The 11,229-nt window shown below is 73.4% G+C and carries 12 protein-coding genes; 5 read left to right on the plus strand and 7 right to left on the minus strand.

Going from position 1 to position 11,229, the window contains the following annotated elements; genetic code table 11:
• Positions 1-4 precede the first annotated feature (4 nt).
• The 4 genes from L6E12_RS06420 to L6E12_RS06435 form a co-directional block, all read right to left on the minus strand.
• Positions 5-553, minus strand: a complete 549-nt coding sequence (locus L6E12_RS06420) for an NADH-quinone oxidoreductase subunit B family protein (protein ID WP_035279413.1) — start codon at positions 551-553, stop codon at positions 5-7.
• 17 nt (positions 554-570) lie between these two features.
• Positions 571-969 (minus strand): NADH-quinone oxidoreductase subunit A, encoded by a 399-nt coding sequence (locus L6E12_RS06425; RefSeq protein ID WP_035279410.1) that lies wholly within the window; start codon positions 967-969, stop codon positions 571-573.
• A gap of 1,069 nt (positions 970-2,038) precedes the next feature.
• Positions 2,039-2,527, minus strand: coding sequence for a DinB family protein (locus L6E12_RS06430; protein ID WP_236226951.1), 489 nt, complete (start codon positions 2,525-2,527; stop codon positions 2,039-2,041).
• 80 nt (positions 2,528-2,607) lie between these two features.
• The gene (locus L6E12_RS06435) at positions 2,608-3,909 is read right to left on the minus strand and encodes a geranylgeranyl reductase family protein (RefSeq protein WP_236226952.1); all 1,302 of its coding nucleotides are present in this window, start codon (positions 3,907-3,909) and stop codon (positions 2,608-2,610) included.
• A 144-nt stretch (positions 3,910-4,053) separates the two neighbouring features.
• Between L6E12_RS06435 and L6E12_RS06440 the strand changes: the two genes are divergently transcribed.
• A complete protein-coding gene (locus tag L6E12_RS06440) occupies positions 4,054-4,761 on the plus strand; it encodes a DUF4328 domain-containing protein (protein WP_236226953.1) in 708 nt (235 codons plus the stop codon).
• On the opposite strand, the gene L6E12_RS06445 is transcribed toward L6E12_RS06440, so the two are convergent.
• Together L6E12_RS06445 and L6E12_RS06450 are read right to left on the minus strand one after the other, a co-directional pair.
• Entirely contained in the window at positions 4,751-5,437 is a 687-nt protein-coding gene (locus L6E12_RS06445; protein WP_236226954.1) for a demethylmenaquinone methyltransferase, read from the minus strand. The genes L6E12_RS06440 and L6E12_RS06445 overlap by 11 nt on opposite strands.
• Positions 5,438-5,461: 24 nt before the next feature.
• Positions 5,462-6,571, minus strand: coding sequence for a glycosyltransferase family 1 protein (locus tag L6E12_RS06450; RefSeq protein WP_236226955.1), 1,110 nt, complete (start codon positions 6,569-6,571; stop codon positions 5,462-5,464).
• 155 nt (positions 6,572-6,726) lie between these two features.
• Here L6E12_RS06450 and L6E12_RS06455 point away from each other — a divergent pair, with 155 nt between their 5' ends.
• The 3 genes from L6E12_RS06455 to L6E12_RS35660 all read left to right on the plus strand — a co-directional run bounded on the left by L6E12_RS06455 (position 6,727) and on the right by L6E12_RS35660 (position 9,445).
• Positions 6,727-7,545 carry an inositol monophosphatase gene (locus tag L6E12_RS06455; protein WP_236226956.1) on the plus strand — a complete coding sequence of 273 codons (819 nt, stop codon included), beginning with the start codon at positions 6,727-6,729 and terminating at the stop codon, positions 7,543-7,545.
• A gap of 48 nt (positions 7,546-7,593) precedes the next feature.
• A complete protein-coding gene (locus L6E12_RS06460) occupies positions 7,594-8,349 on the plus strand; it encodes an alpha/beta fold hydrolase (protein WP_236226957.1) in 756 nt (251 codons plus the stop codon).
• 76 nt (positions 8,350-8,425) lie between these two features.
• Positions 8,426-9,445: a hypothetical protein gene (locus L6E12_RS35660; RefSeq protein ID WP_374201841.1), complete on the plus strand. Its 1,020-nt coding sequence runs from the start codon at positions 8,426-8,428 to the stop codon at positions 9,443-9,445.
• Between the two features lie 16 nt (positions 9,446-9,461).
• Here the strand turns inward: L6E12_RS35660 and L6E12_RS06470 are convergent, their stop codons facing one another.
• Entirely contained in the window at positions 9,462-9,929 is a 468-nt protein-coding gene (locus L6E12_RS06470) for a DUF3592 domain-containing protein (protein ID WP_236226958.1), read from the minus strand.
• A 93-nt stretch (positions 9,930-10,022) separates the two neighbouring features.
• On the opposite strand from L6E12_RS06470, the gene L6E12_RS06475 reads away from it, so the two are divergent.
• The coding region (locus L6E12_RS06475; RefSeq protein WP_236226959.1) for a hypothetical protein at positions 10,023-11,229 on the plus strand (1,207 nt) is incomplete at its 3' end.

Here is an 11,229-nt window from a genome sequence, read left to right on the forward strand (position 1 = left end):
CACCTCACTTCTTCGCGTACTTCACGGTGGACGCGATGAGCTCGGTGCGGGCGCCGCTCTGGGCGCGGATCGCGGCCCTGGCGGCGTTGATCGGCTCGTCGCCGATCTTGGCGTGCAGCTTCAGGATCGCGTCGATCAGCATCTCCGGCCGCGGCGGGCAGCCGGGCAGGTACATGTCGACCGGGACGATGTGGTCGACGCCCTGCACCACGGCGTAGTTGTTGAACATGCCGCCGGAGGAGGCGCACACGCCCATGGCCAGCACCCAGCGCGGCTCGGCCATCTGGTCGTAGATCTGGCGCAGCACCGGGGCCATCTTGTTGGTCACCCGGCCCGCGACGATCATCAGGTCGGCCTGGCGCGGCGAGGCGCGGAAGGCCTCCATGCCGAACCGGGCGATGTCGTAGCGGGGTCCGCCGGTCGTCATCATCTCGATCGCGCAGCAGGCCAGCCCGAAGGTGGCGGGCCACAGCGAGTTCTTGCGGCCCCAGTTCACCAGCTTCTCCAAGCTGGCCAGCATGATGCCGTTGGGGAGCTTCTCCTCGAGTCCCATGACCTCAGTGCCTCCCGTCAGTTCCAGTCGAGGCCGCCGCGCCGCCACACGTAGGCGTAGGCGAAGCCGACCGTCGCGATGAACAAGAAGATCTCGACCAGTCCGAACAGACCGAGGACGTCCGCCGACACCGCGAACGGGTAGAGGAACACCATCTCGATGTCGAACAGGATGAACAGCATGGCCGTCAGGTAGTAGGCGACCGGCACGCGGCCACCGCCCACCACCGGCTGCGGCGATGGCTCGATGCCGCACTCATAGGCCTGGAACTTCGCCCGGTTGTAGCGGCTGGGCCCGACCAGCGGCCCCAGGAGCGCGGAGAACACCGCGAACGCCGCGGCCAGCGCGAACATCACCACCAGGGGGAGGTAGATCCCCAGGTCCGACGACACGTCCGAAGATTGGGCTACGAGCATGGGCACTCCGTCGTCCTTTCCCGCTTCCTCCGGCCCGAACCCTATGGGGCATCGGTCACACCACCCGTTGTTAGGCAGCCCTAACCCATACCATGCGATCGGGTGATGATTGTGAAAACATTCACAAGCCAGCGCGGCCTGATGTGAACGGGTTCACAAGCACCGGGGCCAGTGTAGGACGCGGCTCACAACGCGAAACCCTGGGTCCCGGACAACTCTGCGTGACCATTCTCATGAGCTTGACCTGGGCGGACTCACCAGTACGGGTGTATTGCTGCCCGCTCGCCCGAGTTGTCCACAGGCAAGATCGACATCTCCCCGAACCGGACCCCGCCTCGATAAAATGGCCCCAGGGCCCGCAATCCCCAGGGAGGGTGGGGGCTGTGGATGGTGTGGTTTAGGGCGTTGATCTTGAAATGGCAAGGGGCAGCCGGGGGCTGTGGATAAGCGGCGGCGGTCGAGCGGGAGCGGCGGCCGAGGTGGGGCGGTGTGCTGCTACCTGGGGCTTGGACTCGGTTTGTGCTGCTGCCGGTTTTGCGTTGCTACCGCTGGGAGTCCGAACCCGGTTGACCGCACGCCCCGTGTGGTGCGGCCGACTTGAGGGCGAAGGTTCGGCCGTGGCCATTCTGGGGCCTGAGCCGTGTCCTTCGGCCGCCGAAAGTCTGGTGGGTGTGCCCGGCTGGGTGGATGTGCTTGGCCGGGGCCCCTACGGCGATCATGTGGCCCAGCGTGACAGGGTGGGGCTGAAGGGATGCCCCACCGCCAGGACAGGCTTGCACATGATCGCCACCCCCGGCCAAACACATCCACCCACCCGGGCAGGGGCGTAGCCGGGCTGGCGGTTTCGAGGGTGGTCGTCCGCCGAGCACATCCACGTACCCGGGCATTCGCGTAGCCGGACCGGCGGTTTCAAGGGTGGTCGCCCGCCGAGCACATCCACCCAACCGGGCAGTTGGGGGCCGGTCCGGCGGTTGGCGGGGTGGCCGGTTGTCACTGCGCCGGTGGGGTTTTGGGTGGCTGGTAGCCGGGCCAGCGGTTTGTTGGGGTTGGGCGGCTCTGAGGACAGGCCCTAACCCCGAGACTCGGCGAGTAGCTGTTCGCGCAGGATGTCCGCGTGGCCGCAGTGGTGGGCCAGTTCCCGCAGGACCTGCAGGTACACCCAGCGGAGCGTGCGCGGTCCGGCCCGGTGGCCGGTCACGACGGTGTCCAGCGGCAGGTCCGCCACCACGGTCCGGGCCGTGGCGCAGGCTTCCCGGTGGGCCGTGCTAACCGAGGCGATGGTGTCGTCCTCAACGAGCCGGAAGGACTCGTCCGGATTCGCCACCAGGCCGAGTTCCCGGCGGGGCGTGCCACCGACGCACTCCTCGAACCACACCCGTTGCATCCACGTGACGTGCTTGAGCAGCCCGAGCAGCGTCGTCGCCGACGGGACGAGTGCGCGGCGGGCCTGTTCCTCGGTGAGGGAGTCGAGCGTCGCCTCGATGGTGGTGCGGTACTCCTCGACGAACGCTTCCAATTGGGTGCGTTCGTCGTCCAGCGGCACGTCGAACGCGCCCATCGGAGTCCTCCCTCGCTTCGCGGCAGGTCCTTGCGGGACAGCGGATCGGGGGCTCGCCGCCCCCGACCCGTCCGCCGGGGTCAGACGGTGGGGGCCATCTTGGTGGCGGCGACGATGACCTTGTCGAACGCGTCGCCGTCCTTGGGGTCGTAGAGGCCCGCCAGGAGCTTGAGCACGAGCTTCATCAGGGTCTGGCGGGGGAGGCCGTACTTGGTGGCGAGGGCCATGACCTTCGGGTTGCCGATGAGCTTGGAGAAGATGTTGCCCAGGCGGTAGTAGCTGCCGAGCGCCTGCTGCAGGGCGACGGGGTAGCCGTGCAGGGCCTTTTCCCTGGCCGGGCCCTCGGCGCGGGCCAGGGCCTGGATGGTGCACTCGGCGGCGATCCTGGCCGACTCCATGGCGTAGCCGATGCCCTCGCCGTTGAAGGGGTTGACCATGCCGCCCGCGTCGCCGACCAGGAGGAGGCCGTCGCGGTAGTGGGGGGTGCGGTTGAAGCCCATGGGGAGGGCTGCGCCGCCGATCTTGCCGGTGGCGTTGTGCTCGCGGAAGCCCCACTCCTCGGGGGTTCCGTCCAGCCAGGACGTGAGCAGCTTGCGGTAGTCGGTGCTGCCGAACGCCTTCGACGTGGACAGGATGCCCAGGCCGACGTTGACCGTGCCGTCGCCCATGCCGAAGATCCAGCCGTAGCCGGGGAGCAGGACCGGGTTGGCCGGGTCGGACCTGTCCCACAGCTCCAGGTGCGACTCCAGGTAGTCGTCCTTGCTGCGGGGGCTGGCGTAGTAGCGGCGGACCGCGACGCCCATCGGGCGGGACTCGATCTTGTCCAGGCCGACCGAGAGGGCCAGGCGGGCGGAGACGCCGTCGCAGGCCAGGACCAGGGGGGCCCGGTAGGTGACCGGGGTCTTGTCCGGGCCCGCCTTGGCGGTCACGCCGACGACGCGGCCGGTGCGGTCGTCGGTGACGGCGCCGGTGACCGTGGTCTGCTCCAGCAGGCGGGCGCCCGCGCGCTGGGCGGTGCGGGCCAGCATCTCGTCGAAGTCCTGGCGGGGGCGGACGACGCCGTACGGGGGGAAGGTGGCCAGGTCCGGCCAGTCCAGTTCCAGGGTGACCCCGCCGCCGACCACGCGCAGGCCGCGGTTGTGCAGCCAGCCCGCCTCTTCCCTGGTGTCGACGCCCAGGTCGATGAGCTGCTTGACGCCGCGGGGGGTGAGGCCGTCGCCGCAGACCTTCTCGCGGGGGAAGGTGCTCTTCTCGAGCAGCAGGACGTCCAAGCCCGCGCGGGCGAGGTACGTGGCCGCGGTCGAGCCTGCGGGGCCCGCGCCCACGACGATCACCTCGGCGTCCTCGCCAGCCTTGCGCCTGCTGATCGAAGAAGTCGTCATGCGGCCCAGTCTAGGGCGTGCCCGGGGAGTGCCGTTCGCGCAGCGCCCGCGTGGACATCCGGTGCCGGGGTCTGGTGAAACGGGTGTACGGCGGGTCACGATGTTCCCCGGGTCGACCACGGCCCGCCAGGAGGCGCACCCTCGATGACCGAGATGACCGGTGTGGCGCGGACGGACGACCACGCGCCTGCCGCACCGCCGGACGACGTGCCGATCGTGCGGCCCGCGCACACCGCCCGCTGCACCGCGTCCGCGCTGATCGCGGTCACCGCCCTGGTCGCCTGCTCGGCGGCCTGGCAGGCGTGGGGTTCCTACGCGCTGGTGCGCGACCCGGCGGCGGAGGCGGCGCAGCTCGTGGCCGCCAACGCGCGGGCGGTGACGCTGGCCTGGGTGTGGCTGGCGGGCTCGGTGGCGTCCACGGCGGCCTTCGCGGCCTGGCTGTGGCAGGCCCGGGCGAACTCGGCGCGGATCTGCGCGGCGCCGCACCGGCTGGGGCCGGGGTGGGTGGTGGGCGCCTGGTTCGCGCCGGGGCTGAACCTGTGGTTGCCCGCGGTGGTGGTGTCCGACGTGTGGCGGGCGAGCAACCCGGACGTGCCGCCGCGCGGTGCCGACCTGCGGGCGGTGCCGACCGGGTGGGTCGTCGGGCTGTGGTGGGGTGCGTCCCTGCTGGCCTTGGTGGCCGAAGCGGTCGGGGTGGTGCTGGCTGGCGGGCACACGGTGGCCGCGTTCGGGGCCGTGTACGCCGCCGCCGCGGTGGGTGCGGGGCTGACGGTCGTCGCCGCGGCCGCGGTGCTCTACCTGATGCGGCGGGTGGACCGGTGGCAGACCGGGCGGGAGGCGGTCACGGCTTGACCGCGCGGTGCAGGGCGACCACGCCGAAGGTGAGGTCGCGCCACTCGACCTCGGTCCAGCCCGCCTTGGCGACCAGTTCGGCGACCGAGCGCTGGTCGTGCCAGTCGCGCATGGACTCCGCCAGGTAGGCGTAGGCCTCGCCGTTGGAGGAGAACGGGCGGGTGATCAGCGGTACCGCCCGCAGCACCGTGTTGTGGTAGAGCCAGCGCAGGGCGCGCAGCGGCGGCTGCGACACCTCGCACACCACCAGCCGACCGCCCGGCCGCACGACCCGGCGCATCTCGGCGAGCGCCGCCACCGCGGGAACCATGTTGCGCAGTCCGAAGGTGACGGTGACCGCGTCGAACGCGTCGTCGGCGAACGGGAGGTGGAAGGCGTCCGCGGCGACCCTGGGCACGCCCCGGCCCGCGCCGCCGGAGAGCATCGGCAGCGAGAAGTCGGCGGCGACGCACCAGGCGCCGGAGCGGGCGTACTCCACGGTGGACACCGCGGTGCCCGCGGCGAGGTCGAGGACCTTCTCCCCCGGGCGGGCGTCGAGGACGCGGCGGGTCTGCTCGCGCCAGCGGCGGTCGAACCCGAGTGTCATGACCGTGTTGGTGCGGTCGTAGCCCTGGGCGACACCGTCGAACATCTCGGCGATGTCGTGCGGGTCCTTGTCCAAACCGGCGCGCGCCATGTGCGGCAGCGTACGAGAAACGCCTCAGGCGGCCACCGCGCGGGTGTCGTCGAGCACCGCCCGGTAGTGGCCGAGCAACTCCTCGCACACCCGGGCCCAGCCCCGGTCGCGGACCGCGGCGCGGGCGGCGGCGCCCATCCGGCGGCGGGTCAGCGGGTCGGCCAGCCGGTCGACGGCGCCGCGCAGGTCGAACTCCGCCGGGTCGAGCAGCAGCCCGGTGCGGCCGGGGCGGACCAGGTCGCGCGGGCCGCCCGCGTCCGGGGCGATCACCGGCAGCCCGGAGGCCATCGCCTCCTGCACGGCCTGGCAGAAGGTCTCGTGCGGGCCGGTGTGCACGAACACGTCGAGGCTGGCGTAGGCCTCGGCGAGCGCGGTGCCGTCGCGGAAGCCGAGGAACGCGGCGCCGGGCAGCAGGGCGCGCAGCGACTCCTCGGCGGGCCCCTCGCCGACGACGACCACCCGGACCCCGGGCACCCCGTGCAGGGCGGCGAGGCGGTGCACCTGCTTCTCCGGGGCGAGCCTGCCGACGTAGCCGACGAGCAGTTCCCCGTTCGGCGCCAGCTCCGCGCGCAGCGCCCGGCTGGCGCGGTCGGGGCGAAAGCGGTCGGTGTCGACGCCGCGGCCCCAGCGGTGCACTCGGGGCACGCCGTGCGCGGTGAGGTCGTCGACCGCGGCGGTCGACGGGGCCAGGGTCCGGTCCGCGCCCGCGTGCAGCCTGCGGATCCAGCGCCAGGCGGCCCGGGAGCCGCGGCTGAGGCCGTAGGCGGCGGCGAACCCGGCGACGTCGGTCTGGTAGACCGCGACCGTCGGCACGCCGAGCCGGTTGGCCGCCCAGAGCCCGCCCGCGCCGAGCACAAACGGTGACGCCAGGTGCACCACGTCCGGGTCGAACGCGGCCAGTTCGGTGAGCACCCGGCGGGTGGGCACCCCGATCGGCAGCGATGTGATCATCGGTACACCGACGGCCGGGACCCTGGTGACCTCGGCGTGCCGGTAACGGTCCTGGCCGGGCCCCGGGGCCACGACGAGCGCCGGGTGGCCCCGGTGCTGCAGGTGCTCCACCACCCGCAGCACGGAGTTGGTGACCCCGTTGACCTGCGGCAGGAAGCTCTCGGTGACGATGGCGACGCGCACGGGTCCGACCGTCGCAGCCGGGATCGACCTTGGCGTGGCAGTCGGGCGAACGGCCGCCGAACAGCCGGTGCCCCGCGCGACCTTGGCCCGACCATCGTCGTTTGGTCACCTGGGGGTCGTGAACCGGACACCAGAGGTGGTCACCCTAGGTCGGCATGACCCTCATGTCACCGCGTCCGCGCGGCCAGGTGGACCCCGGGCTGCTCTCCAGGGCCCTGGAGAGCGCGGGCAGGCTCGCCAACGACGCCACCGACGTGATCACCGCGACGGCGGGCCGGGACGCGGTCCTGGACACCCCGGAGTCGCCGTTCGACTGGGTCACCGACACCGACCACACCCTGGAGCGGCACACCCGGCGGGTGCTGACCGCGGAGTTCCCCGGCATCCCGGTGATCAGCTCCACCTTCGGCGCGGAGGCCGGGTCCCGCTACCGGTGGGTGGTCGACCCGCTCGACGGCACCGCCAACTACGCCGCGGGCATCCCCTGGTGCGCCTACAGCCTGGCCCTGGTCGACGCGGACGGCCCGGTGGTCGGGGTGGTCGCCGACCCGTTCCGCGGCCGCATCTACGCCGCGGCCAGGTCGCGCGGGGCGCGGGTGAACGGGGTGCGGATCGCGCTGCGGGACCGGACCTCGGTGGCGGGGGCGATCGTGTGCACGGAGCTGGTGTCGGGTGGGCCGTGGCCGGGTCTGGCCGGGTTCATCGAGCGGGCCGGGGCGGCCACGGCTCGGGTGCGGGTGCTGGGCTCGTCGGCGCTGGCGGTCGCCCAGGTGGCGCTGGGGCACGCGGCGGCGGCGGTGCTGCACGGCTGCCGGGAGCACGAGGTGGCCGCCGCGGTGGCGCTGGCGTCGGAGTCGGGGGCGGTGGTGCTGGACCGGTCGGGGCGCGACGCGGTGCGGCTGCCCGCGGACGGGCTGCTGGTGGCGGCACCGGGGGTGGCCGAGCAGGCGCTGGGCTGGTGGCGCGGCGGCTGAGGGACCGCTCGACCGGGATTGTCGGTGGGGCGCGGGAGGCTGGGCGCCATGGCGAAGGTGCGTTCGGCGGACGGTGTCGGGATCGAGTTCGACGTGGTGGGGTCGGGGCCGCCGGTGGTGCTGGTCGGCGGGGCGTTCATGGATGCCGGGTCGACCGCGGGGCTGGCGGCCGGGCTGGCCGGGGAGTTCAGCGCGGTCAGCTACCACCGGCGCGGGCGCGGCGGGAGCGGGGACGCGCCGGGGTACGCCGTGGAGCGGGAGTTCGAAGACCTCGCCGCGGTGGTCGAGGCCGTCGGCGGGGGCGCGCGGCTCTACGGGATGTCCTCGGGTGGGGTGCTGGTGCTCAAGGCCGTGGCGGCGGGGGTGCCCGCGGAGCGGGTCGCGGTGTACGAGCCGCCGTTCGGCGCCGGGTCGCCGACCTACGCCGAGGAGCAGGAGGCCCGGATCGCCGCGGGCGACCGGGAGGGCGCGGTGGCGGCGTTCCTGGGGGCGACCGGGATGCCCGCGGCGGCGGTCGACGCCATGCGCCGCGGCCCGGCCTGGGGCTACCTGGTGGGCATGGCGCACACGCTCCCCTACGACGGGCGGGTCGTCGGGGACGGCTCGGTGCCGGACCTGTCGGCGGTCGCCGTCCCCGCCCTGGTCTGCCACGGCGGCGCCAGCCCGGAGACCCTGGTGCGCGGTGCCGAGGCCGCCGCCGCGGCGCTGCCGGACGTCACCGTCGCCGTGCTGCCGGAGCAGACCCACCAGGTCGAGGAGAGCGTGCTGGCCCCGGTGCTGCTCGACTTCTACCGCACGGGCTGACCCCCGGACGTGTGGTCCACGTGTACGCCCCCGAGCCCCGGGTAGGCCCCCGGTCCGTGACGGAAAGGGGAAGGCTGTGACGTCGACGTCGACCGTGGCCGCCGTGGACTTCGGGAGCGGTGTGTCCCAGGCGTGGCAGGTGGTGGCCACCTCCGTGCCCAGGCTGCTCGGGTTCCTGCTCATCCTGGTGATCGGCTGGTTCGTGGCGAAGTTCCTGGCCAAGGCGGTGAACGCCGTCCTGGAGCGGGTCGGGTTCGACCGCGTCGTCGAGCGCGGCGGGGTCAAGACCGCGCTGGCCAGGTCGAAGTACGACGCCTCGGACATCATCGCCAAGCTCGTCTACTACGCGATCCTGCTGATCACGCTGCAGATCGCCTTCGGCGTGTGGGGCAGCAACCCGGTCTCGCAGTTGCTCAGCGACATCGTGGCATGGCTGCCCAGGGCCGCGGTGGCGATCGTCATCGTGGTGGTGGCCGCGGCCGTCGCCAAGGCCGCCAGGGACTTCATCGCCAACACCATGGGCGGGTTGTCCTACGGCAAGGTGCTGGCCACCGCCGCCTCGGTGTTCATCGTCGGGCTCGGGGTGATCGCCGCGCTGAACCAGGTCGGCATCGCCACCACCGTCACCACCCCCGTCCTCATCACCGTCCTGGCCACCATCGGCGGCATCGCGGTCGTCGGCGTCGGCGGCGGTCTGATCAAGCCGATGCAGCAGCGCTGGACCCAGTGGCTCGACCGGGCCGAGCACGAGATCCCGCGGATGCGCGAGCACGTGGAGGCCAACACGGCCCGCCACCAGGCCGAGCAGCAGCGCGCCGCCGACCACCAGCGCCTGCTCGCCCACTCGACCCACGGCGCCCACTCCGCCCAGCCCGCCCCGCCGCCGCAGGCCGGGCCCCAGCCGAGCCAGTACCCGCAGGAGCCGCAGTACGGCCAAGGCCAGTTCACCCAGGACCCGCCGCCGCAGGCCGGGCACTACCAGGGCACCATCCCCCCGCAGCCCACGGGCGGCAGGCAGTACCCGGGCGCGCAGGCGCCGCAGCAGCCCGCGCAGCACTTCCCCCACCCGAACGACGGTCAGCCGAACCAGTACTGACCGGAACGCGGGACCGTCACACGCGGATGCGGCGCGGCAGCAGCGGGCGGATGTGCAGCGGACCCCGGCTGCGCAACCACCAGACCAGCCCGCCGACGACCAGCCACCCCACCAGCAGGGTGGTGCTCACCGGCAGCACGGTCAGCGTCGCGCCGCGACCGGCGACCCGGACCAGGTCCGGGTTGCCCTGGTCGTACTCCACCCGCACCACCTGCCCCTCCTCCAGCGCCTCGGGGTAGAGCACGCCCCCCGACGGGGTGTGCTCGGCGCCGTCGGGGGTCTGGAAGCGGACCAGGGTGCGGCCGAAGGCCACGCTCACCACGTCGGCGTTGGCCCGGCCGGTGTCGGACTCGATCGCGGAGTCCTCGGTGAAGGCGCCGATGACCAGGAGCAGGCCGAGGACGGTCAGCAGCCCGGCGACACCGATCGCCACGATCGCGGTCATGCGGCGGACCGGCTGGGAGCGATCGGGCTCGGCTGTCACACGACGAGCGTAGCGGGGTGACCGGCGGTGACCGGTCACGTGCGCTATGGGTGGTTTGCGCCGGTATGGGACCGCACTGCCTATGCTCTTTCGGTGGCGAAGGGTGAGAGCGCGCGGCGGGACACGACCCTGGTCCTCCTGGTGGTGCTCCTGCTGTTCAGCACGCCGTTCGTCATCGCGGGCATCAGGTTCCTGGCCACCCACGGCGGTGGTGAGCCGTCGGTCTCCGCCCCGGCGGCCACCACGACCACCGCCGCGGACGCGCCGATCCCCTGGACCGCCGAGGAGGCCGTGCGGGCGCTGGCGGACGACCACGTCGCCCGGCTCCCCGGCGCCCCCGCCGTCGTCGACGAGGGCCGGGTGCGCCCGGAGTTGGAGCGGGCGGGCTGGAAGCTGCTGCTGCTGCCGTTCTCCGGCATCGACAGCCGCGACCGCCACCGCGACGAGATCCGCAGGGTGCAGGACGAGTACGGCGGGGACCGGCTGGTCGTGGTGAGCGGCCTGCGGGTGGAGGTGGGGCGCAGCCACCGGCTGATCAGCCCGGAGGACATGGCCGAGGTCGCCGCCGTCCTCGGCACCGCGGACCTGACCGAGTTCGTGCTGACCGCCCTGGCCGAGGACCGCCCGTACGCCGAGCCCGCCGCCCCGGTGCCCGCCGAGGTCGCGCAGGTCGAGCGGGTCGCCGCCGACCTCGCCGCCCGCTCGGTGCACACCGGCCCCGGCGTGCCCGCCGCGGAGGAGGACGAGCGGTGGACGCGGGCCGGGCCGGACCTGGCGGTGCGGATCGCCGTGCTGCCCGCGGGCCCGGCCACCGACCTCGTCCACCGCCTGGGCGCCCGCTTCCCGCGCGACCTGGTGGTCGTGGTCCGCGGGCGCTGGGTGGACATGGCGGGCCCGGAACCCGACGTCGTCCGCACCGCCCGCGACTCCTACTACGGGCGGAACTTCTTCCGGCTCGCCGAGTGGGGCCCGGACCCGCTGCAACTGGGGTCGCTGCTGGTCGAGGAGGTCGGTGAGACCAGGGCGGCGCGGGCCGCCGCCCTGGTCTCACCCTCGGCCGACGCGGACCCGCTGGCCCGGGCGGCGGCGGTGGCGCCGTGGGCGTTCGCCGGTGCCGCGGTGCTGCTGGTCGGGGTGCCGGTGGCGCTGCGCCGCCGCCCGTCGCGGTTGCGGCGGGAGCGGGCGGCGGCCGAGCGGGTCGCCAGGGGCAGGCTCGCCGCCGAGGTCACCGCCCTGGCGGGCGAGATCGCCCGGCTCGACGGCCTGGCCCGCGACGGCCGGGCCGCCGAGCTGGTCACCG

The sequence above is a fragment of the Actinokineospora sp. PR83 genome (assembly GCF_021056305.1).
GTDB lineage: Bacteria > Actinomycetota > Actinomycetes > Mycobacteriales > Pseudonocardiaceae > Actinokineospora > Actinokineospora spheciospongiae.

Excerpts from the sequence above, each read along its gene's own strand:
- L6E12_RS06420 (WP_035279413.1), bottom strand. The coding sequence starts at position 553 with ATGGGACTCGAGGAGAAGCTCCCCAACGGCATCATGCTGGCCAGCTTG.
- L6E12_RS06425 (WP_035279410.1), bottom strand. The coding sequence starts at position 969 with ATGCTCGTAGCCCAATCTTCGGACGTGTCGTCGGACCTGGGGATCTAC.
- L6E12_RS06430 (WP_236226951.1), bottom strand. The coding sequence starts at position 2,527 with ATGGGCGCGTTCGACGTGCCGCTGGACGACGAACGCACCCAATTGGAA.
- L6E12_RS06435 (WP_236226952.1), bottom strand. The coding sequence starts at position 3,909 with ATGACGACTTCTTCGATCAGCAGGCGCAAGGCTGGCGAGGACGCCGAG.
- L6E12_RS06440 (WP_236226953.1), top strand. The coding sequence starts at position 4,054 with ATGACCGAGATGACCGGTGTGGCGCGGACGGACGACCACGCGCCTGCC.
- L6E12_RS06445 (WP_236226954.1), bottom strand. The coding sequence starts at position 5,437 with ATGGCGCGCGCCGGTTTGGACAAGGACCCGCACGACATCGCCGAGATG.
- L6E12_RS06455 (WP_236226956.1), top strand. The coding sequence starts at position 6,727 with ATGACCCTCATGTCACCGCGTCCGCGCGGCCAGGTGGACCCCGGGCTG.
- L6E12_RS06460 (WP_236226957.1), top strand. The coding sequence starts at position 7,594 with ATGGCGAAGGTGCGTTCGGCGGACGGTGTCGGGATCGAGTTCGACGTG.